Raw genomic sequence first — 22857 nt, forward strand, 5'->3', positions numbered from 1 at the left:
ACCGGGCATCTCGCCGTGGGGCGCGGCACCGATGGCAGCGAGGCGCCCGGCCCGGTCGGTGGAGGCCGGGGCCGGACGCGTCGCGCGGAGGCCGGGTGATGGTCAGGTGCCGGAGGCCGGTGGCTGCCAGGTGGCCTGGACCAGGGCGCGTTCGGTGCCGGTGAGGTAGACCGCGGTGGCGAGCCAGGCGCGGGCGTAACGGTCCGGGTCGGGGTCGGTGATGCGGCCGAACACATCACGGGAGCGGCGGTCGGCCTCCGCGGTGAGCGCGGTCGACAGGTCGGCGGCCGCACGGAAGCCGCTGCGCCGCAGGGCCGCGCCGCCGCCGTTCCGGTCGCCGTCACGGGCCGGCTCGGCGACCGCGCGGCGGCCCCCGGACACGGCGACCTCGACCAGTCGGCGCAGCCGCCACAACGGGGCCTCGGCGAGCGGGTCGGTCGGGACGCCGCCGAGGCCGTCCACCGCGGGCAGGGCGTCCGGTGGTGGGAAGTGCGTGCCCTGGAGACGGTCGTAGCCCAGATCGGCGTGGCCCTGCCAGTCGTCCGGCAGCCGCAGGGTCGCGTCCGTGTCCGGGGCCGGGCCGATCGCGAGGGGGCGGAGGGTGGCGGCGCGGTCGGGTTCGAGATGGCCGAGCACGCGCAGCCGCAGGCCGGGCCGGGCGGCGAGCTGACGGAAGTTGGCGGTGTGAGCGAGGTCCGGGTGGCCGTGCGCCGGTGTCAGCCGGACGAGAAGGCCGTCGGCGGCCGATCGCCCGTCGGAGGACAGTTCGCGGGCGAGCAGATGGTCGCCCGCAGCGCCGACGAGGACCAGCTCGCAGCCGATCAGCCTGCGCGCCGCCTGCTCGGCCTCCTCGGGATCGGTTCCGGGGCCGACCGCGAGCCGTTCGGCGACCGCCTCCGCCAGGGGGCGGGTGAAGAGGGAGGCGAGCGGACCCGACGTCCAGGGGAGACCGGCGAGCGGAGTCGCCCTGACACCCTTGCCGGAGCCGAGGCGGCCGTCCGGGGAGAGCGTGGCGCCGGAGATCAGCAGTCCGCCACGGGAGAGCTGGGCGTGGTTCAGGGTGCCGGAGCCGAGGGCGACGGTGGCCGTGGCGGCACCCCGGGCGCGCGCCGGGCCGCCCGGTTTGACGTCGGCGACCGAGAACCAGCGCCCGTCGTCGGAGACGAGATGGGTGACGACCCCGCCGTAGCCCGTGGCCGAGATCACCGGCTCCCGGCACACGCCGTGCACCCGTAGGCTGCCGCCCGGCCGGTAGGCGCGGCGGGCCGTGCCGACGAGGGCGGGATCCGGGTCCGCCGCCGACAACAGGCCGGTGGTGAGCAGCAGTTCGCGCACGTTGGCGACCAGGTCGGCCAGCCGGTGGCCGTCGTGCCGGGCGCGGGCGCCGCGCAGCCCGCGCACGACCCGCAGGGCGGCCGCCTCGGCGCGGTGCAGCCCGGCGAGCCGGGCCGTGTGGGCGGCCCGCAACAACTCCGCCTGCGGCACCGCGCCCGCCGCGGGGACCCCTGCGGCGAGCACGGCCGCGGTGGCAGCCCAGAGGCCGGCCGCGGCGGCGACCTGGGCGGGGGTCGGCGCCTTGGCGTCGGCAGTGTGCGGCGTACCCCTGGTGGTCTCGACGCCGCCGGTGCCATGGGCTGTTCCGGCGCCGCCGCGATCTCCGGTGACGGTCGGGCCGGTGGCCCCGGCAGCCGTGGTGGCTCCGACGACAGCGGTCCGACCTGTGCCCTCGGCAGGGACGGCGGCACCGATGGATTCGCCGGTTGCCGGTGTGTCCGTCGGGCGTGCGGCCTGCGGGTCGCCGGTCGACGGAGCCTGACCCTGGCTATCGCCTTCGGGGAGGCCCGTTGACGCGCCGGAACGACCGGCCTCCGGCTCGGCGTCGGCCGTCGCGTCGGCGTCGGCCACCGGGCAGGCGCTCAGGACGGCGGCGCGGTGCAGACAGCGGGGTGCCAGCAGACAGCTGCACACCGCTCGCTCGGCGTCGGTCACCGTGCCCGAGGGGCCGGGCGTGAGGGTGACCTCGGCGTCCTCGCCGCACCGGATGCGCAGGGCATCGCCGTCGACCGTGACGGGCAGGGCCGCGTACGTCTCGACCGCTGCGTCCAGCTTCTTGCGCAGCCGTGAGGTCAGGCTCTCGACGGCGGCGGCCACCACGTCGGGTGCCGCCGGGGGCAGTTCGGCGTTCATCGGTTCTCTCCGCGGAGGCGGTCGCCCACCCAGCGGGCGAGGGCGAGGGGACTGAGGGCGGCGACCGGCATACCGGCCGCGACGAGCTGCTGGGCGACAGGCACCGAGTAGCGCGGGGTGCCGGTGTCGTCCAGGGCGGCGCAGCCCATCAGGTGCACCCCGGAACCCGCGAGGGCCCGTACCTCGCCGAGGAGCCCGCCCAGCGGGTAACCCTCTTCGAAGTCGCTCACCACCACCACGAGGGTCCGGCTGGGCACGGTCACCAGGGAACGGGCGTGGGCCAGCCCCGCCGCGATGTGGGTGCCACCGCCTACCCGCACTTCGAGGAGCAGGGACAACGGGTCGTCCACCCGGTCGGTCAGATCGATCACGTCGGTCGAGAACGCCAGGAAGTGCGTCGACAGTGTGGGCACCCCGCCCAGGACCGCCGCGGTCAGCGCCGACCAGATGACGGAGGCCTCCATCGACCCGGACACGTCGACGACGAGGATCAGCCGCCAGTCCGACTCCTTACGGGACCGGGTGCTGAACACCGGCCGCTCCGGCACGACCACGGTCCGCCCGTCCGCCGTGCGGCGCGCGTGGGCCAGATTGGCCCGCAGGGTGCGTGGCAGGTCGAGCCGGCCGCCGGGGCGGCGGGTCGGACGGGGGGTGGCCAGACCTGTGAGCGCGGGGCGCATCCGGGTGGCGAGCTCCTTGGACAGTTCGTCGACCAGACGCCGTACCAGCGGGCGCAGCCTGGCCAGTTGCTGCTCGGGCATCCCTCCGGCGAGGGACAGCACGGAGGTCAGCAGGTCGACCGACGGGCGCACGGCTTTGGGGTCCAGCTCGGCCAGTACGTCCGTACGGCCCTGGTCGGCTGCCCGCGCCAGGACTTCCTCGCGGACCTCCGCGCCGAACAGCGCGTCCAGCTCCTCGGCCCACTCCCGGGCCGTGGGGAACGACGCGTCCTGACCGCCGCCCTGCCCCCGGCCGTCACCCCGGCCGAGATCCGAGGAGCCCTCACCCCGGCCGGTGCCGTACAGCTCGTCCAGCGCGTGCGCGTAGCGGCGGGCATTCTGCGGAAGCTTCTCGCTCTCCCGGCCGAGAAGCAGCCGCCACCGGTCGGTGGGGGTGAGGTGCAGGAGACCCGGGGGTGCGGGGGTGGGCAGTGGGACTTCTGCGGCCTCTGTCGTCTTTGAGGTCTCTGCGGTCTCTGCTGTCTTGGTGACCGCGAGGCCGGTGGAGGCATTTCGTGTGGCCGAGGCGATGGAGGGCTCCGAGACGGCGGTGCCCTCCGCGCCCTTGAGCGACCCCACCGTGTCCCTGCCCGTCGGCAGCCGCAGGGAGTCGACCGCCGCCAGGCCCGCCCTGTCCGCCGCCGTCCACAGCGCGAGGAGTGCCGGTGAGGCGCTGAGCGACAGGTCGAGGCGGTCGCCGAGGCGTTCGGTCACGGTGTCGAGGAGGCGGTCGCGGCCGGCCGGGGTGAGCGTGTCGAAGCCGCCGCGCAGGGCGGGCAGCCGGTCGAGGAAACCCTGGTCGGTGAGCGTGTCGACGCGGTCGAGCAGCGGATCCAGCGCGGTCGGCGCGGACTGGAGGAGCGGGGCCGCGCCGCTGAGCAGGCCGGTGAGACGGCGGGCCAGCGCGAGGCGGCCGTCGGGGACGGTGGCCGTGTCGATCCAGCCGGCGGCACGCGCGCCGAGGGTGTCGGCGGCGTCGAGGTCGAGCAGGACCCGGGCGGCCAGGGCCGCGCCCTGGATCAGTGGCGAACCGGTGCGCGCGAGGGTGCCCAGGGCGTCGTCCATGCGCAGTCCGAGCCGGTGATCGCCGGCCCGCGAGGCGAGCGCGATGAGCGCGGCCGCGTCCTCCGGCTGGTCGCTGCCCGCGAGGCCGGGCAGCGCGCGGACGGCTGCGTCCAGGAGGTCGACGGCCAGTTCGGCGGCCGACTCCCTGCCCTCGGCTGTGGTGCCGGGCAGATGCCCCCGGCGCAGTGCCTCCAACAGGTCGAGTGCTTCGAGGAGTTCGGGGAGCGTGGCCGCTGCGGGGAGCACGGCGGCGGCGTCGGCCAGGCGGTCGGCGACCAGCGCGGGCAGGTCGCAGCGGGCCGCCGCGCGAAGCCCGGCGAGGACCAGGGCGCAGGTGGGCCCACCGTCCGCCGACTCCCTGCGGAAGGTCTCCCGCAGGGTGCCCTCGGCGGCAAGGGCCGCGGTCACACCCCGTATCCCGGCCAGGTCGAGCCGTACGGGAACGGCGGGCGTCCATGCCAGCCGCCACCGGGTGGTGAGCGCCGTACCGTCGCCGGTGCCGGCCACCTCCACGGCCTCGCCGTAGCCCGCGCCGCACACCGCGAGGCGCTGGAGCAGGGTCTCGCGGCGGCCGTCGAGGGCGGAGCGGAGCGGGTCGAGTCGGAGTTCGCGCGAGGCGGGATCGTCCGGGCCGGGCAGCCGCAATGCGGCCAACTCCTCCTCCACGGACGGGCCGAGACCGGAACGCGGTGTGCCCGGCGCGATCCGTCCCCGGTCGGTGCCGACCAGGACCACTTCGAGGGCCCGCGCGAGGGCCCGGCCACGGCCGAGGGGTTCGCCCTGCCCCATCACGGTCGTGAGCGCCTCCAGGACCTCGCCCCGGCCGGGGGCCGCGAGCCCCCGGAGACTGGCCAGGTCGCACGCCATCCGCAGGGTCTCGGTGGCCTCGCCCGTGCCCGCGGTGTGCCCGGCCGCGCGCATTTCCCGGCACACATCGGTGACCGCCCGCGCGGCAGCGCCCCGCAGCAGCCCGGGATCGCCCCCGGCCGTGAACACCGCCTGCTGCCAGCGCGGGTCCCGGATGCCCGCCGGGTACCCGGAACGGGAGTCCAGCAGGTCGAAGGCGTACGGGACGAGTGAGGTGACGACAGGGGGGTGCTCCCCGACGAGATCCGTTCCCCGGGCCCCGGCCGCGGCGCCGGTCGCACGCGGCGCGGGAACCGCCCGCTCCGTCCCGGCAGGGCCGGCTGCGGACCCGTCGGCTCCGGCATCCTCCGTCAGCGCCGGGGCGTGGAACGCGCCGATCACGGCCGCGACCCGGCGGCCACCCGCCGCCGCGCGGGCGATCGTGTCACGCATGTGGGCCTCGCGAGCCAGGTCCACGGAAGGTACGCCGCCCGCCGACTCGGCATCACGACGCAGCGCCCACCCCACGCCGAGAGCGGCACGACGGATGGCCTCGGGGGCGCAGCCGGGGGCGAGCACCTCCACGCAGCGGTCCCACAGGTCGTCGCCGTCGCGTCCCGTCCCGGCGGCGATGAGCGCGGCCGCGAAGGCGGTGGGTGAGGCGACGGCGGAGCCTTGGGCGACCACGCTCCGAGTCCCCTCGGCCGCGGCGGTGCCGTTCCCGCCGGCCTCCGGGCGGTCCGTGGCCGCTCCCGGGCGATCCGCGTCCGACGGCGAGCGGCTCGCGTCCGACTCCGCCTCTCCCGGGCTCGTCCTCAAGCTGCCCGCGTCCGACGCCGGCCCGGTCCGGCCCGCCGTAGGCCCGCTTGGGCCCGACGTCTGCCCGCCGTCCTCGTATGTCCCCGGCCGGCCCGCGCCTGACTCCGCTCGGTCTGTGCTCCACGCCGGATCAGACATCGGCAGGTCGCAGCACACCACCTCCACGCCCCGCTCCCGTGCCCAGCGGAGCGCGGCCAGTTCGGGGGAGAAGTCGGCGAACGGGTAGAAGCCGAGCCGTCCGCCCTCGCCGGCCCCGGCCAGCGCGACCGGGGCGTGGGTGCCCGGGGCGGCGAGGTGGGGGAGCCAGGACTGGAAGTCGGCGGGCAGTTCCACGCAGACGACCTCGGCACCGGAGGCGTCGAGCAGGGCGGGCACGGCCGCGGCGAGGGCCGGGCTGTGGTGCCGTACCCCCAGCAGGTACGGCGCGGCGGAGTCGGCGAGGGCCGTGACGGCCGCCCTCGGTTCCTGAGTGGTCGTCACCGAAGGTTCTCCCGCAGATCCCAGAGGCGGCGCCACATCGCCGAGCCGTCCTCGGCGCGACGGCGCACCGGGCCGTCCCAGTAGCCGAGCAGCCGGGCGTGGTCGGCCGGGTCGTCCTTGCGGACCACGCCCAGCAGGTGCCCGGGGACGAGGTCGAGGGCGTCTCCGCCGGGCAGGTACGCGGCGGCCACCCCGAGCGAGGCGGCGACCTGCACGGCTTCGGCGGTGGACATCACCGTGCCGGGCCGCTCCACGTCCCAGCCCTCGGCGGAGCGCCCCTCGCGCAGGTCGCGGAAGACGGTGACCAGCACGTCGAGCACCGCGTCGTCCACGCCGAAGGCCGCGCCCGCCCGCTGGACGGCCGCCTCCGCCTGCCGCCGCACCAGAGCCGTCTCGGCGTCGACGTCCGCGATCGGGTGCACGGTCTCGAAGTTGAAGCGCCGCTTGAGCGCGGCGGACATCTCCGAGACACCCCGGTCGCGCAGGTTGGCCGTGGCGATGACGGTGAACCCGGGCGCGGCCGGGACCTGGGCGTCGTCCGTGCCGGACAGCTCGGGCACGCTCACCCGGCGGTCGGACAGGATCGAGACCAGGGCGTCCTGCACCTCGGGCAGACAGCGGGTGATCTCCTCGACCCGCGCCACCCGGCCCGAGCGCATGGCGCCGAGCACCGGCGAGTCGACCAGCGCCTCGGGGGACGGGCCCTGGGCGAGCAGCAGGGCGTAGTTCCAGCCGTAGCGGAAGGCGTCCTCGGTGGTGCCGGCGGTGCCCTGCACGGTGAGCGCGCTGGTGCCGCACACGGCGGCCGACAGCAGCTCGGAGAGCATCGACTTGGCCGTACCGGGCTCGCCGACGAGCAGCAGGCCGCGCTCACCGGCGAGGGTGACCACGCACCGCTCGACCAGGGCGCGTTCGCCGACGAACTTGGGCGCGATCACCAGCTTGTCGGGCAGCGTCTCGTGAGGCTTGGCCAGCTTCAGGGTCTCGCCGCCGCTGCCGCAGACGAAAGTGACCGCGGAACGCGGGGTCAGGTGCCAGCCGGGCGGGCGCGGGCCCTCGTCATGGGCGGCGAGAAAGTCGAGTTCGATGGCGTAACGCTCCTCGGCGGGCAGGGTCTGCCGGGCCGGAAGGGCCGTCGCCGTATCGGTCGGGGTCATGAAAGTCCTTGCTCAGTGGGTCGGTAGGTCCGTCTGTCGTTCCCGGGGAGGGAACGGGAGAGGAGGGGAGGACGGGTGGGACCGGGGGCGCCCGGCGGCCGGGCGCCCCCGCTTCCTCAGCGGCGGCGGCCCCGCCGCACCTTCAGCTCCTCGAACCGGGGCGCGTCGCCGTCCTGGACGCGCTGCCAGGCCCTGCGGTACAGCTCGGCGGCCGGTTCGGCCGGCACGATCACGCCGAACGTCGCGTGCTCGTCGCTCATCAGGCCGCCGAACAGCGGCAGCTTCCACCGCTCCAGCGGCAGTCGCGGCGCCTTCGGGTCGACCCAGGCGCCGGGCAGGAAGAGCGAACGCCCGGCCCTGGTCCGGCTGGCCTCCACCACCAGCTCACCCGCGGCCAGTTCGGCACGGGCCGCCTTGAGCCGGGCCGGCTTCCACCCTGTCCAGCGGGCCGTCATTCGGTCGGTCGGGTCGGGCATGGCGAGCAGCATCAGATAGAGCGTGGCGGCGTCCTCGCCCATGCCGTACTCCTTCGCCACGTCCGTCACCAGCTCGGGCACCGAACGGCTCGGGTCCTGCGGCCACCAGGTGCCGTCCTTGCCCCGCTCCCCGGCGAGCGGGTCGCCCGGGTCGGCGAGGAGAGCCCCGTACCGGGGGTCGCGAGCCAGACGCAGCGCCACCTCGGCCGCGTAGGGCCGCTGGTTGTCGACGCGCAGCGCGGGCAGATACGGGTCCTGGCCCGCTTCGTCGAGCAGCGCGACCCGGATACCGGGCGCCGGCTGGTCGTCGTGCGTCGCCAGGATGACGGCGCCGTACCGCTCGAAGCCCTCACCGACCTCGGTCGGGGTACCCGCGGTCTTCCGGAACGAGCGAAGACCGATGTACTGCCCGAGGTCCAGCACCAGCCCGGGGTGGGCCAGCCGGTCGCGTACGGCGGTGAGCGCGGCGGGCAGCGTGGCCCGCAGCGGGTCGCCGGCGGGCAGCCGGTGGGCGAGCCAGGCGGCGAGGCTGACGGAGCCGACCAGCGTGTCCGCCGTGAACCCGACCGTGTCGGCGCCGACGGGTTTGACCCGGTCGCCGTTGACCGCCCACTCCAGGTCGCGGGTGAGGCGGGGCTCACCGGCCGGGTGCAGCAGCGCGGGCAGGGCCTGCCGGACCTCCCAGCGGGAGTGCTTGACCGCGCGGATCGCGTCGCCGAACAGTTCCTCGGGGACGGCCGTCCGCTTGCCGACCCCGCTGTTCCAGACCTCGGCCGCGGCGGCCGCGTCCGGCCCCTCGGTCCACAGCCGGGCGGGGTCGGCGGGCATCAGCGCGGCCACCACCGCGGCGCGGATCCCCCCGTCGATGCCACGCAGTTCGTCCTTGGCGACGGCCGCCGGGGCGGCCTTCACCCCGATGGTGTTGCGCGCCTCCGTGGTCAGGAACACGCGCTCGTGGACATCGATGTGCGGCAGGCCGGCCACGATCAGCCGGGCCATCGTCTCGGTGACACCGGTGAGCCGGGCGAACTTCTCGGCGGCCTCCGGGAACCAGGGGGCCGGTCCGCGCGCCTCCAGTTCCGCGAGGAACACGCCGAGCGGCGCCGACTCTCCCTCCGCGCCGAGCGGGGCGGACTCACGGAGGGTGTAGGGCTCCGGTGTGTCGAACCGTCCCGCCGGGTCGTGGAAGAACCCGGCGAAGACAGCGCCGTGGTCGTCCAGCGAGCGGCGCTCCACGATCGCGACGAAGGCGCCGTCGCCCAGCGGCAGCAGCCCGTGCCACGAGCCCTCGCGCCACTCGCCCGACGGGGTGCGCAACCGGTCGGCCGTCAGGTGCAGGACCACCTTGCGCCACCGCTCGGACCCGGCGCCGCCGCCCAGCTCCAGCGCGTCGAACCGGCCGAGCAGGGTGAGCAGTGCTTCCCGGTGCTCCTCCGCGGTGGTCCCGGCCGCCGCCCGGAATGTGAGAGCAGTGGCCCGGTCGAGCAGCGTCTGCACGGTCAGGTACCCGGTCGGCAGTTGGCGTCCGTCGAGGTGGAGCCGGGTGGCGGGGCTCTCCGGCACGGTGGCGGCAGAGAGGCGGGCGGCCCGATCCATCGCGCGCACTGTACGGAAGACGCTGTCGGTCTCGTCGTCCCGGTGCCACCAGTAGCCGCCGACCATGCCGAGACCGCTCGTGGCGTCGATGAGTACGGTGTCCGCAGGCCCTGCCGGGCCCTCGTCCTCCTCCGAGGCGCCGTCGAGCGCCCGGGTGAGCCGGGCGGCGGCCGCGTCGAGGACGGCCTGCTGTCCGGCGGCGTGGCGCACGACGCCCGCGATGCCCGCGACGAGCGCGTCGTGGGTGACCGGCAGGAGCGCGCGGATCGTGTCGGGCAGCGCCTTCTTGTCGTCCTGGGCGGCCGCGGTCAGCAGGGCCGCCGAGGTTTTCCCGTCGATGCGCCGCAGCGCGGCGGAGCCCTCCGGGTCGCGGGCGGTCATGCACTCCCAGAACTGCACCGGCGGCAGCAACAGTGTGCCCTCGCCGAAGACGCCCGGGGTGCGGTCCGTCTTCGCGACGGAGGTGACGACGCCGTCCGTGTCGACGACTTCGAGCTGCCAGCCGTTGCGGACGACGGCACGGGCCCGGTCGTCGCCCGGGAACACGACGAGCACGGCCGGCCTGCCGTGGTCCGAGGACACGGTGACGGTGCGTCCGGCGAGGTCCTGGGTGCGCCGGGAACCGTCGGGCAGCGCGACCGTGCGCAGGCCGATCACTCCGTCCACGGGTGCGGAGGCCGGCGCGTGGCCGATGGTCGGTGAGGGGCCGAGCCAGCCGCTGTCGTAGGTGCTGCCCTCGGGGGCGTCACGCAGCGCGTCGGCCAGGAAGGCGGGCAGGCTCATGCGTCCCCGCTTGTTCGTGGCCGGGTCGTACTCGTAGAAGCCTCGCGAGTCGGCGTCCGCGCCCTCCGTGTGCCACACCCAGTACGAGGCGCCGTCGAAGACCAGCGACCGTTCCTCCGGGATCGTGGTGTCCCCGACGTGCAGGACGCCCGCGCCGGTGGTCCGGCCGCCGCCCGGCAGCGGCAGGGTGAGCTGCAAGTTGCCCTTGTACCAGTCCATCTCCGTGCCGCGGGTGCCGCCGGGGCCCTCCATGGTCTGGGGGCGGTCGGCGCGGCTGTGCCAGTAGCCGCGCAGGCCGTCGTTGCGGGACCGCCAGTAGACGAGCAGCTCGCCGTCCACGTGGTGGAAGCCCGGGTCGCCCCACTTGTCGCCCGCCGGGATGCGCAGGTCATGGGTGAGGAGCGTGCCCTCCGCGCCGATCACGCGGGCCTGGGCGGCGCCCGCCACGATGAGGTTCGGCCAGGCGTCGGCGACGATGATGTCCTCGACGTCGTCCTTCGGGACGAGGGTGGCGGTCGCTTCCTCCCAGGCGGGCCAGCCCAGTTCGTCGAAGAGCCCGGCGCGCAGGGTGCGCGACAGCACCGGCGCCAGGTCGGTGGCGACGGCCGCGCGCACCTCGTCCTCGGCGAGCGCCAGCGCCTCGGCGGGCAGCCACTTCAGCCGGGTGAGCGCGTCGGGCAGCTGGGGCAGTCCCACGGCGGTGAACCGCCGGACGACCTCGCTGACCCACTTCGCCAACAGGGGGCGCCCGCCCGGGGAGGCGGCCAGTACGCGGATCGCGCGCCGCCCGGAGTCGTCGTCGCTGAACCGGTCCGCACCTCGCCGGAAGGCCCCGTGGAAACGGGAGTCGGCGGTCAGTGACAGCAGCTCACGGTGTCCCTCACCCGGGGCCCACTGCTCCAGCGGCAGTGCGTCGCCCTTGTCCGGGGCGGCCACCGGCACGTCCAGGGACAGCAGCAGATCGATCAGGTCGATGTCGTGCGTGACCTTCAACTCGCGCCCGGTGGTGGTGAGTTCGGCCCGCAACCGGTCCGCCGTCCGCTCCGCGAGCGGGTACAGCTCAGGCATCCGGGTGGAGCCGCGCCAGGACCGCGCCCGCTCCCGGAACGTCAGGAACCGTTCCAGCCAGCCCGCCGTACCGTCGTGCGGACGCTGCTCATCGGGCAGGGCGCCGTCCCACAGCCCGGCCGTGGCGCCGGAGGCATCCAGGATGTCCAGCCACATCGCGGGCATCTCGTCGTCGTAGGACGAGGGGAGCATGTCCAGCAGGGTGCCCCGCACGTCCGGCTCGCGCGCCGCCAGCGCCACCAGCGCCGTACGGTGGCCCTTCCACCAGCCGGCCGCGGCGCGCAGCGTGGACGGCAGGACCAGCAGCTCGGCCAGATAGTCCTGCTCGGTACGGTCCGCGTCCCGGCCGGCGGCTCGTGCCAGCCTGCGCAGGTCGCCCGCCATCTGCGCCGACGGCGGCAGACCGCCCGCCGTGCGGCGCAGGCACAGCTTGGTGAAGCGCCGCAGCGCCTCCTCGGCCGGGACCCGCGCGGCCAACTCCTTCGCGTACGCCGACAGCACCTTCACCGGGAGCGCGCCGGCCAGCGCGAACTCCAGGAACACGGCGTCGAGCCGCTCCTCCTCGACCGTCAGCCCGTGCTCCGCCTCGGCCTTGCGGGCGCGGGTGAACAACTGGGCCGCGTACGTGGCGTTCTCCTCCGCGAGGAACACCCGCCCGGCCTGCTCGTAGAAGGTCGGCAGGAAGTGCGGCACCGACGCCGCCAGCCGCTCGCCGAGCTCCTGGTAGGCGTCCATGGCCAGCTTCGGCTTGGTCTTCGCCTGCCGGGCCGTCCGCTCCAGATCGGGCACGATGCCCAGCGCGTGGTGCCCGTCCGCCGGGTGGTGCACCAGCACCCACTCGGGGAAGCCCAGCGACTGCCGCAGCCCCAGCCCCACGACCTCCGGCTCCGCGTCCTGCTCCAGTCCCAGGAACCCGGCGGCCAGATCCTCCGCCGCGCCCAGCTCCCCGGCGACCAGCCGTACCACCACCCGGTCCTCCAGGCCCGGATGACGGTACGTCCGAGCCGTCAGCGGCACCGCCCGCTCGCCGGCCCCCTCGGTGTCCGGCGGCAGCACCCCGCCCGCCGTCAGCAGTTCCTCGTACGACACCCGCGTCCCCCCGCTCATGCGTCCTTGCCCTCCTCGATCACACGCCCGGCGTACAGCGCCGCGGCCATCCGCATCCCCTCCGACCAGGCCACCTGGCCCACCTCGCTCAGCGGCAGGGCGCGGCCGTCCTGGTCCTGCCAGGTGAGGCTGCCGGTCTCCACCTCGGCGTCCCAGTAGGGCTCCCCGATCCACACGGAGGCCTCGACGGTGCGCTCGCCGTCCCGGACCCGGGCGGTGGAGTATCCACCGGAGACGCGGTATCCGAGCGAGGTGGCGCGGGCGGCGAGGGCGAAACGGGAGCGGAACCGGCCCCCGGTGAAGTCCCGCACCTGGGTGGCCTTGGCGGCCAGGCCGTCCGGCCGCCGCCAGGTCGCCCGGTGTATCTGCTCGACGCGCTGCACGATGCCCAGCTCCGCCGCGAACTCCCGGATGTCGTCGAGGTCCGGCAGCAGCACCGGGTGCGGCAGTGTCACCGTGCGCGGGGAGAGGCGGACCGTCTCCCCGTCCAGGTTCACGACCCGCAGCTCGCCGGAGTCGGTGGCGCCCCGCAGGAAGCCGACCTCGTCCGGGTCGTCGCCTACCACGGCGAGGTCGCGCAGCGCGGCCTGCCACGCCTCGTCCGGCCACACCCGGGCCAGCAGACCGGTGGGTACGGGCAGTGACGACACCATCCAGGCGTCCACCTGCGTGACGCACGCCGCCGCGTGCCGATCCAGCCATTCGGCGAACCGCCGCAGCCGGTCCACCTCCGGGTGGTCCTTCAGCGCCTTCGGCAGTGACTTCAACTGCCGTCCCGCCGCCCGGCCCGAGGTGGCTCGCGCCGCCACCCGCCCCTCCACAAGGGCGACTTCATACCCGTCACCCGCCGACAACCAACCCACGAACCCCAGCCCTCCGCGTCAGTTCCACCATAAGAAAGCACAGTTCAGCCGGGGAATCCCGGCCCAGTGCGACCATGTGCGGAACGCTAGCGGCAGCCACTGACAATCGGTCCGGGGCGCCTCCCGACAAGTCCCCTTCGACGCGCCGGAACCCCCGACGACGAACAGGCAGCGCGAGACGATCCCTCCGGCGTCCGGCAAGCCAATCGAAGCGAGTGCGCCGCCGCATCCGTAGACCTACGTAACCGGAGTACGTATTACCGGCCAGTCACCGATCCCGAATGTCGTACGGTCGGCGTGCTCACCCTCCGCAGCGGCGCGCGGAGGGGACGCCGCCGAGGAGGGAGCGCGGCCCGGATCGGAGACGCCCTCCGTGAAACTCCCCCTGCCGGCCACGTTGCGTCCTATATCGCACAACTGTGCGTGACGTGCCCGTTTTCCTGGAACAGGACCGCGCTCAGGCAGCCATCGGCTCCTATGGTGGAGATCACGGGAAGGCGACGGACGCTGAGGCGGCGACCATGGCGGATATGGAGATCGACTACGCGGCGGTGTTCCAGGCGCTGCCGGGCATGGTGGCGCTGCTGACACCCGAGCTGGTGTACGCGGACGCGAACGAGGAGTTTCTGCGGATGTCGGGCCGCACCCGTGAGCAGGTGGTCGGCCGGTACCTCTTCGACGTGTTCCCGGACAACCCCACCGACCCGTCCGCGAACGGCATGCGGAACCTGGCGGTCTCCCTCACCCGGGTGGTGGAGACCGGCGAGCGGGACGCGATGGCGCTGCAGCGCTACGACGTGGAGTCGGTGCAGCGGCCGGGGGAGTGGGAGGAGCGGTACTGGAGCCCGGTGAACGCGCCCGTCCTCGGCCCCGACGGGAAGGTGGTGCTGCTGATCCACAAGGTGGAGGAGGTCACCGAGCTGATCCGGGCCCGCGAGCGCTCGCCCGGCGACCGGGCCAGCGTGCTGGAGGCCGAGCTGTACACCCGTGCCCGTGAGCTTCAGGAGGTCAACGAGCGGCTGCGCGAGGCACACGCCCATGAACGGGAGGTCGCGCTCGCCCTGCAGACGGCGATGCTGCCCGCGCCCAAACCGCTCGGCCACCACCGAGCGGCCGTGCGCTACCAGCCGGCGACCGACGCGCTGAACGTGTGCGGCGACTGGTACGACCTCGTCGACCTGGCCGGCGTCGACCGCATCGGCATCGCCGTGGGTGACGTGGTCGGACACGGCCTGGCCGCCGCCTGCGTCATGGGCAAGCTGCGCAGCGCGCTGAGCGCCGCGTCCCTGGTGGCGGACGGTCCCGCCCAGGCGCTGGACGCGCTCGGCCTGTACGCCCGCTCCGTCGACGGCGCGGAGAACACCACCGCCGTGCAGACCTGCGTCGACTGGGACGCGCACACGATCACCTACAGCAGCGCCGGCCATCTGCCGCCCGCACTGCTGTGCCGCGACGGCGAGGTCGTCTTCCTCGACCAGGCCACCGATCCACCGCTCGGCGCCCGCCCTGAACACACCCCCCGCCTCGAGGCGACCCTCGCCTTCAGCGAGGGCGACATGCTCGTCCTCTACACGGACGGCCTGATCGAACGCCGCGACGAGGACATCGACCACAGCCTCGCCCGCCTCGCCGACGCCCTCACCCGCCACCGCGGGTCCACCCCCGAACCCCTCGCCGACGCCCTCCTCCTCGACCTCCTCCCCGACGGACGGGCCACCGACGACGCGGCCCTCGTCATCATCCGGCTCTGAGCCGGGCGCCGACGACGCCCGCCCAGGTCGCCGTCCCGGGGGTGCGCGGCGGCTGTCGGCTGTGCGGCGTCCGCTCAGTCGAGGAAGTCGGCGAGGAGTGCGGCGAACTCGTCCGGGTCGGCCAGGCGGATGCCGAGCGTCTCGGCCTTGGCGCGCTTGGAGCCGGCGTTCGCGCCCGCGACGACCAGCGAGGTCTTCTTGGAGACGCTGGAGGAGGCGCGTCCGCCGGCGCGCTCGATCAGTTCGTTCATCTGGTTGCGGCTGAGCTTCTCCAGTACGCCGGTCATCGCGCCCGTGACCACCACAGCCATCCCGGCGAGCGGCCCGCCCGCGGGTTCGGCGCCCTCCTGCGAACCGTCCTCAGGGCCGGCGGAGTCGTCGTCGGCCGGGGCGGGCGGCGTGGCGCCCGGCTCGGTCATGTTCACCCCGGCCGCCACGAGCTTGTCGATGAGCGGGGCGAGTTCGACGAGTTCGGCGACGATGGACGGGGCCTTCTCGGTGCCGATGCCCTCGACCCGCTGGATCGCCTCGGCGTCCGCGGCGCGGATGTGGTCCATGGTGGCGAAGTACCGGGCGATACGGCGGGACATGGAGCGGCCGGTGCCCCGCACACCCAGCGCGCACAGCACCCGCGACAGCGGCCGCCCCCGGGCCGTGTCGAGCGCGGCGAGAAGATTGTCGGTGCTGGTCTCGCCCATGCGCTCCAGACCGAGCAGCTGCTCCCGGGTGAGGGTGAACAGATCGGCGAGATCGGCCACCAGACCCGCCTCGACGAGCTGGACGACCCGGGTGTGGCCGAGCCCTTCGACGTCGAGCTGATCGCGGCCCACGGCATACGAGAGCGACGCCACCAGATGGCAGTTGCGGCCGTTCTCGCAGCGCCAGCGCTGCTCCCCGGTGTCGATGCCGGAGCCGCACCTCGGGCACACCTCGGGGAAGACGATGGGCTGTTCGTCGCCCGTGCGCAGATGGGCGACGGGCGCCTCCACGCGGGGGATGACGTCACCGGCGCGGTGCACCATGACATGGTCGCCGAGCCGCAGGTCGCGGCGGGTGATGTCGGCCGGGTTGTGGAGGGTGGCGTACGTGATGGTGGAGCCGTCGATCTCGACGGGCTCCAGCACTCCGCGCGGGGCGATGATGCCCGTGCGGCCGACGTTCCACTGCACCTCCAGCAGCCGCGTGATCTTCTCGACGGCGGGCAGCTTGTAGGCGATCGCCCAGCGCGGGGCGCGTGAACCGGACCCGGCGGCCCGATGGTCGGCGGCCAGGTCGGCCTTGATGACGATCCCGTCGATCCCGAACGGCAGCTCCGCCCGCAGCGCGGCGATCTCCTTCACCCGGTCCAGGACCTCCTCGACCGTGCCGGCGGTGACACCGGGCACGGCCGTACCGGCGGTGGTGTTCACCCCCAGTTCGGCGGCCCGCGCCATCAGTTCGCTGTGGGCCAGTTCCCCCAGTCCCGCGGCGACGGCGGCGTCCGTACCGGGCAACGGCAGCAACCCGTAACCGAAGAACGTCATCGGCACGGTGTAGGCCCGCTCCCTGGCGCGCAGCGTGCCCGCCGCGGCGTTGCGCGGATTGGCGAACGGCTGCCCGCCGTGCCCGGTGCGCACCTCGTTGGCATGTTCGAACTGGGCGGTCGTCATGAGGACTTCGCCGCGCACCTCCACCGTCACCGGCTCGGCCAGCTCTTCCGGCAGGCCCTCGATGGTGCCGATGGCGTGCGAGACGTCCTCCCCGGCCGTCCCGTCGCCCCGCGTGATCAACCGCGTGAGCCGTCCTCGCGCGTACCGGGCGGCGACCGCCAGCCCGTCGAGCTTCGGCTCCACACCGAACCGCTCCACGTCGTGCCCGATCCGCCGGGCCAGCGACGCCGTCCACGCCGTGAACTCCTCGCCCGAGAACACGTTGTCCAGGCTCAGCATCGCCACCGTGTGCGGCACGTCCCCCTCGACCGCCCCGCCGGCCACCTTCCCGGTCGGCGACTCCGGCAGCACCTGATCGGGATGCCCGGCCTCCCACTCCGCGATCCCCCGCACGAGCCGGTCGTAGGCGTCATCGTCCAACACCGAGGTGCCGCCGGTGTAGTAGGCGGCCGAAGCCCGCACCGCGTCCTCGACGGCCTGCGCGTAAGCGGCGGCATCCACGATCACTGCTACTGATGTCGTCATGTGGACCATCCTGCCTCCCACCACTGACAACGCCCCCGGGCCGGCGCCTCGGAGAGGGCGTCCGCCGCGTGCGGGGTGTGGTCGGCTCCGCGACACGGTCGGAGCGCGGACTGCCCGCCGGCCTCTCGGCCGGCGGGCAGCCGGGTTTGTCGCGCGGGTGCCTGCGGCCCGACGGATCAGAGCGCCGGTGACGGGTACGTCGGGTACTCCACGCCGGAGACGTGCTGGACGACGCGGATGACCTGGCAGGAGTAGCCGAACTCGTTGTCGTACCAGAGGTAGAGGATCGCGTTGTCGCCGTCGACCTTGGTGGCGCCCGCGTCGACGATCGAGGCGTGGCGGGAGCCGATGAAGTCGCTGGAGACCGAGTCGGGCGCGTTGGTGAAGTCGATCTGGCGCTTGAGCGGGGAGGTCAGCGAGACGTTGCGGAGGTAGTCGAGGACCTCCTCGCGGTCGGTCTCGCGGCCGAGGCGCAGGCTGAGGATCGCGATCGAGACGTCCGGGACGGGGACACGGATCGAGCTGCCGGTGATCGGCGCCTTCAGGTCGGGCAGCGCCTTGGCGACGGCCGAGGCGGCACCCGTCTCGGTGATGACCATGTTGAGCGGCGCGGAACGGCCCCGGCGGTCCGACTTGTGGTAGTTGTCCAGCAGGTTCTGGTCGTTGGTGAACGAGTGGACAGTCTCCACGTGACCGCGCAGCACACCGAACTCGTCGTCCATCGCCTTCAGCGGGGGGACTATCGCGTTGGTGGTGCAGGACGCGCACGAAAGGATCTGCTCGTCCGGCTTGATCGTGTCGTGGTTGACGCCGTGCACGATGTTCGGGACGTCGCCCTTGCCCGGCGCGGTCAGGACGACCTTGTCGATGCCGGGGCGCAGGTGCGTCGACAGGCCTTCGCGGTCGCGCCACTTGCCGGTGTTGTCGATGAGGATGGCGTTCTTGATGCCGTACTCGGTGTAGTCGACCTCGGACGGGTCGCTCGCGTAGATCACCTTGATGGTATTGCCGTTGGCGACGATCGTGCTGTTCGCCTCATCGACGGTGATCGTGCCCTGGAACTGGCCGTGGATGGAGTCCCGGCGCAGCAGCGACGCGCGCTTGACGATGTCCTGCTCGCCACCCCCGCGCACCACGATGGCGCGCAGCCGCAGACCGTTGCCCGAGCCGGCCTTCTCGATCAGCAGACGGGCCACGAGGCGGCCGATGCGGCCGAAGCCGTAGAGGACGACGTCGCGTCCCTCGCCGCCCTCGATCTTGTTGGCACCCGTGGCGCCGGCGACGGCCTCGGCGGTGAACTCCGCGATCGACAGCCCGCGGTCGCCGGCCCGGTGGGCCTCGGCGAGCAGGCCGATGTCGATCTGGGAGGGGCCGAGGTCGAGGGTGGTGAGGGCCTGCAGGAACGGCAGGGTGTCGGTGACCGAGAGCTCCACACCGGCGATCTGGCGGGCGAACCGGTGGGTCTTCAGGATGCTGACCACCGACTTGTTCACCAAGGAGCGGCTGTGCAGCAGGACCGTCACGTCCCGCTCGCGGTGCAGCTTCCCGATGATCGGGATCATCGACTCCGCGATCTCCTCGCGGTTCTTCCAGTTGGTGAACGAGTCCTCGTTGACAGTCACAGATTTATCTTTCGAGCTAGGCGGCGCTCATATGCTAACCACCCCGCTCGGAGGAGACGCACCGAGGGGTGCACATCGACCCGGCCCTGGGCGCCGTACCCGGCCCTGGGCGCCGTACCCGGCCCTGGGGGCCACAGCCGCACCGGAGAGCGCGGGAAACGGCCGCACGGCTCGCGCCGCCGGTCCGCCAGCCGATGCTGAGGCTGGGCACCGGCAGATCCTCCAGGTCCTCAAGGTCCTCGGTGGGCAGGGCGGAGGGGGCGTAGGGATCGGGCTCGGGCTCGGCCGTGGGGGAGGGCACGTCGTCGGGATCGGCCGTCGGGATCGGCCGTCGGGGTGCCGTCCGGGCCGCAGACATGGGCTGCCTCGGGGCGGGACACATGCAGGGTGGCCACGCGCTCGGTTGTCACCAGCGCGCCGACGCAGGGGCTGCGGTCGTCGTCGTACAGCTTCGCGGGCGCTCTGACGTCCTGGATCTCGCGTCCGTCGTGGCGGAGCCGGGTCTGCCCGGCCCGTTCCATCGAGAAGTAGTGGTCCGGGTCCTTCGAGGAGTCCCCACCGTCCCGCCGGAGAGCCGTAGGTGAGCTTCCAGAACTCCACGCTCACATCGATCGGTTCGCACAGCGGGCCGTCGTACCCTGGCTCGCTCTGCAGCAGTTTCACGACCCCGGTCTCCTCGACGTCGGACGGGGAGGAGAGCAGGATCAGCCAGGTCCTTCTCTCCGCGGCCGTCCATCCGCTGTTGTCGTGGCAACCCGCGGAGCCGGTGGGATACAGAGGCATACGTGACGGTACGGGCGCGGCCTTCGAGGCCGTCGCCGACGGAGTGCTCTCGGCCTCCGTGCCCCCGTCGCCGTCGGAGCATCCGGTGGCGAGGAGGACACCGCCGACCAGGAGAGCGGTGAACGGCGCCCCCTTCCGCGTGGAGCGTCGGCCCGGTGCCCGGTGCCCGGTGCCCGGTGCCCGGTGCCCGGTGCCCGGCCCTCCGGCACAGCCTGCTCGGCCCGCATGCTCGTCCCCCGCCTCGTGGTCTCAGAACCGATCGTTCCGGACAGAGGTCGGGGGCGGTATCAGGGAGATCACGTAACCACGCACCGTACGGAGGTCATCTGCCCCCGTGCCGCAGTCCGTCACGCAGTCCGTCACGCAGTCCGTCCCGCAGTTCGTCACGGACCTGGAGGGCCGCCAGCGCGGCCCGCGAGGTCACGCCCGTCTTGCGGTAGATGCGGGAGAGATGGGTCTCGACCGTGCGGGGGCTGAGGAAGAGCCGTTCGGCGATGGCGGGGCTCGTCAGGCCCTCCGCGACGAGCGCGGCGATCTCGCGCTCACGCGGGGACAGCGCGGTCAGTTCCACCGGCGTCGGTTCCTGCCCCAGCGTTCCTGTGCGAGCCTTCCCGTTCCCGTTCCCGTTCGCAACCGAGGCCGAGGCCGGGTCCGGGGCCGCCTCCGGTTCGAGGAAGACCGCCGGGCGTATCGCCTCCGCGAGCCCCGTCAGCAGGTGGGCGTCGCCCTCGGTGCTCAGCCGCAGGGCGCGCTCCCACATGGCGCGGGCACGGACCGTGCGCCCCGCGGACGCGGTCAGGGGCGCGCCCAGGAGCAGGGTCTGCGCCTCCCACAGCCGGCCCCCGCTCCGGGCCGCCTCCTCGGCGGCCTGCTCGAACAGGTCGGCTGCGGCCACCACATCGCCGTTTGCCAGCGGCACATACGCCGAGCTGCGCAGGGCGGACGCCCGCTGCGCCACGAGATCGAGCCGCTCCGCCTCCCTGCGGGCGCGGTCCGCCCACTGCCGGGCCTCGTCGTGCTCCCCGATGACGGCGGAGGCGGTGACGAGGATCTCCATGAACAGGGGGCGCATGCTCGGCTGCAGGCCGTCGAGGTCCTCCCCGCCCGCCCGCAGTACGGCGGCGCGGGCCCGCGCCGGATCACCGGCGTGCAGCGCCGCGTACCCGAGCACGCACCAGGCGATGGACGCCCACCAGCGGGTGCCGGCGCCGGCCCGCGCGACAGCCTCCTCGGCGACGGCCAGCGCACCGCCGTCGCCCGGCGGGAGCGCGGGGATCAGCGCCTGGGCCTTGGACGCCAGCACGAAGGCGAGCAACTCGTCGCTGCCGATGCCCCGGGCGATCGTCTCCGCCTCCTCGGCGAGTTCGACGGCCGGCCCGAGCCGCAACGTCATGACCTGGATGTGGGACATGCACAGCAGCAGATGCGGCACCACATTGAGCAGGCCGCCCCGGCGGGCTATGGCGAGGCCGCGCTCCGCATGGCGTTCGGCGTCGGCGTACCGTTCGAGGAACGCCTCCGCCCAGCCGAGCCGGGCCAGCGGTTCGCACAGGCCCGCGAGATCCTGGTCGGTGAGGGAGTCGATGAGCGCGGTGGCCCGGTCGGCTGCCTCGGCGGCGGCCACCGTGTTGCCCTCGTACACCTCCCCGAGCGCGGCGACGGCGAGCGCCCCCGCCTCCGCGACCTCGTCGCCCAGCGACCGGGCCAGCTCCAGGGTGCGGGCCACGTCGTCGCGCACATCCGGGTAGGAACTGGCGTGCGGGGCGGACGAGCCCAGTTCCAGGCCGAGTTGGACGGTCTCGGCGGGGGAGAGGTCGGAGCCCCGGGCCAGTTCGCGGCGCAGCAGGGCCACGGCCTCCGCGTACCGGCCGAGATGGCGCTCCATGACCGCGCACAGCGTGACGGCCGAGGCCCGTACGCCGTCGTCGGTGCCCGGCGGCGACAGGCTGATCACCTCGTGCAGCAGGTCCCGGCTCTCCCACAGCCCGCCGCAGGCACCGAGCGCCTCGGCCCGCCGCAGCATGAGGTCGCGGCGCAGTGCGCCGTGCGCGCGCCGCTCCGGCAGGTGCGCGAGGGCGACGCCCAGCCAGTGGGCGCTGCTCGCGGGCGCCGTCGCCGCGGCCTGCCGGGCGGCCTCGGTCAGCACGGTCACGGCGTGCGGGTCCCAGCCGGTCAGTGACCGCTCGACGTGGTGCGCCCGCTCCGTCACCGGTGCCCCGACCCGGGCCAGTTCGGCGGCGGCGAGATGGTGCATCCGGGTGCGCAGCATGGGGTCGGTGGTGTCGTGGACGAGGGACCGCAGTACCGGATGCCGCAGCGCCCAGCGTCCGTCGGGCCCCGGCCGCGCGAGATCACGGGCGGTCAACTCCCGCAGGTCCGCGTCGAGTTCGCCTTCGCGACGGCCGGTGACGGCCGCCACCAGCGCGGGTGCCGCGTGGTCGCCGAGCACGGCCACGGCCTGGACCGTCCGGCGCTGGCCGTCGGTGAGCGGTGTCAGCTCGTCCAGGAGCAGCGAGCTGAGCCCGGCGGGCCTGCCCGCCTGGAGCAGGGCGAGGAAGTACAGGGGGTTGCCCTCGCTGGCCGCGTACAGCTCGGCGGCGAGACCGGCCGGCCGGTCGGGGGCGAGTGCCGCGAGACAGGCGTTCCGGTCCAGTGGGCCGAGTTCGAGACGCAGCACCGTCCCGGCCTCCACGCCCCGGGTGAGCGAGGCGACGAGCCGGGGTGACGTCTGCCGTTCGCGGCGCGCCACCACGATCACCACGGGGGCGCGGCGCGGCGGATGCCGTACGAGATGGTCGAGCAGTTCCAGGGACGCCGGGTCCGCCCAGTGCACGTCGTCCAGGGCCACCACGAGGCCGTTGCCCGTCCGCGCGATTCGGGCCAGAAAGGCGGCCGCCGCGCGTTGCAGCGCGAAACGGTCCACAGTGTGGACGTCGGCGAACGGGGACGGGATCCCGGTCTCGATGTCGAGGTCCGCGAGGGCGTCGGCGAGGGGCTGGTAGGGCAGATGCTGCTCGTACTCGGTCGCCCGGCCGCGCAACACCGTCATGCCCCGGTCCCGCGCCCGCGCGCAGAACTCCGCCACCAGTCTGCTCTTGCCGATCCCCGCCGCGCCGGTGACGTCGACGACCGTCGGGCCGTAGCCGGTCCCCGTGGGTCCGTGGCCGGCCGCCGTAGGCGTGCGGCCCGTCCCCGTAAGTCCGTCGAGTACCTCGGTGAGGCGTGCCAGCTCGGTCTCCCGGCTCACCAGCGGAGCCATGTCCCACGGCAATGCGATTCCCCCTGAAGCCGGCCCCGGGCCGTCCCGGGCCGATCCGCAGGTTCCTTATCGCGAACCTCCGGCAGATTCTCGAAGATTGTA

At 74.0% G+C, this 22857-nt stretch carries 10 protein-coding genes; 1 reads left to right on the forward strand and 9 read right to left on the reverse strand.

Annotated elements, in window-relative coordinates; all coding sequences use genetic code 11:
* Positions 1–102 precede the first annotated feature (102 nt).
* The 5 genes from OG622_RS44400 to OG622_RS44420 all read right to left on the reverse strand — a co-directional run bounded on the left by OG622_RS44400 (position 103) and on the right by OG622_RS44420 (position 13166).
* On the reverse strand, positions 103–2187 hold the full coding sequence (locus tag OG622_RS44400) for a hypothetical protein (protein ID WP_371582687.1): 2085 nt from the start codon (positions 2185–2187) through the stop codon (positions 103–105).
* Complete coding sequence (locus OG622_RS44405; protein ID WP_371582688.1) at positions 2184–6116, reverse strand: DUF5682 family protein; 3933 nt, start codon at positions 6114–6116, stop codon at positions 2184–2186. Before OG622_RS44405 ends, OG622_RS44400 begins: the two co-directional genes overlap by 4 nt.
* Positions 6113–7273, reverse strand: coding sequence for an AAA family ATPase (locus OG622_RS44410; protein ID WP_371582690.1), 1161 nt, complete (start codon positions 7271–7273; stop codon positions 6113–6115). The genes OG622_RS44405 and OG622_RS44410 overlap by 4 nt, the downstream gene beginning before the upstream one ends.
* A 116-nt stretch (positions 7274–7389) precedes the next feature.
* On the reverse strand, positions 7390–12303 hold the full coding sequence (locus OG622_RS44415) for a DNA-binding protein (protein ID WP_371582692.1): 4914 nt from the start codon (positions 12301–12303) through the stop codon (positions 7390–7392).
* The gene (locus tag OG622_RS44420; RefSeq protein ID WP_371582694.1) at positions 12300–13166 is read right to left on the reverse strand and encodes a DUF4132 domain-containing protein; all 867 of its coding nucleotides are present in this window, start codon (positions 13164–13166) and stop codon (positions 12300–12302) included. Before OG622_RS44420 ends, OG622_RS44415 begins: the two co-directional genes overlap by 4 nt.
* A gap of 521 nt (positions 13167–13687) precedes the next feature.
* Between OG622_RS44420 and OG622_RS44425 the strand changes: the two genes are divergently transcribed.
* The gene (locus OG622_RS44425; RefSeq protein ID WP_371582696.1) at positions 13688–14917 is read left to right on the forward strand and encodes a PP2C family protein-serine/threonine phosphatase; all 1230 of its coding nucleotides are present in this window, start codon (positions 13688–13690) and stop codon (positions 14915–14917) included.
* A 74-nt stretch (positions 14918–14991) separates the two neighbouring features.
* Here OG622_RS44425 and ligA read toward each other — a convergent pair whose 3' ends face one another.
* The 4 genes from ligA to OG622_RS44445 form a co-directional block, all read right to left on the reverse strand.
* On the reverse strand, positions 14992–17100 hold the full coding sequence (gene ligA / locus OG622_RS44430; protein WP_371582698.1) for an NAD-dependent DNA ligase LigA: 2109 nt from the start codon (positions 17098–17100) through the stop codon (positions 14992–14994).
* A gap of 167 nt (positions 17101–17267) precedes the next feature.
* Positions 17268–18713 (reverse strand): glyceraldehyde-3-phosphate dehydrogenase, encoded by a 1446-nt coding sequence (locus OG622_RS44435; protein WP_371582699.1) that lies wholly within the window; start codon positions 18711–18713, stop codon positions 17268–17270.
* A gap of 34 nt (positions 18714–18747) precedes the next feature.
* Entirely contained in the window at positions 18748–19071 is a 324-nt protein-coding gene (locus OG622_RS44440) for a hypothetical protein (RefSeq protein ID WP_371582700.1), read from the reverse strand.
* Between the two features lie 747 nt (positions 19072–19818).
* Positions 19819–22755 (reverse strand): AAA family ATPase, encoded by a 2937-nt coding sequence (locus tag OG622_RS44445; RefSeq protein WP_371582702.1) that lies wholly within the window; start codon positions 22753–22755, stop codon positions 19819–19821.
* Positions 22756–22857 lie beyond the last annotated feature (102 nt).

The sequence above is a fragment of the Streptomyces sp. NBC_01314 genome (genome assembly GCF_041435215.1).
GTDB lineage: Bacteria > Actinomycetota > Actinomycetes > Streptomycetales > Streptomycetaceae > Streptomyces.

Excerpts from the sequence above, each read along its gene's own strand:
- OG622_RS44440 (WP_371582700.1), bottom strand. The coding sequence starts at position 19,071 with ATGTCTGCGGCCCGGACGGCACCCCGACGGCCGATCCCGACGGCCGAT.
- OG622_RS44415 (WP_371582692.1), bottom strand. The coding sequence starts at position 12,303 with ATGAGCGGGGGGACGCGGGTGTCGTACGAGGAACTGCTGACGGCGGGC.
- ligA (WP_371582698.1), bottom strand. The coding sequence starts at position 17,100 with ATGGTCCACATGACGACATCAGTAGCAGTGATCGTGGATGCCGCCGCT.
- OG622_RS44425 (WP_371582696.1), top strand. The coding sequence starts at position 13,688 with ATGGCGGATATGGAGATCGACTACGCGGCGGTGTTCCAGGCGCTGCCG.
- OG622_RS44400 (WP_371582687.1), bottom strand. The coding sequence starts at position 2,187 with ATGAACGCCGAACTGCCCCCGGCGGCACCCGACGTGGTGGCCGCCGCC.
- OG622_RS44445 (WP_371582702.1), bottom strand. The coding sequence starts at position 22,755 with ATGGCTCCGCTGGTGAGCCGGGAGACCGAGCTGGCACGCCTCACCGAG.
- OG622_RS44410 (WP_371582690.1), bottom strand. The coding sequence starts at position 7,273 with ATGACCCCGACCGATACGGCGACGGCCCTTCCGGCCCGGCAGACCCTG.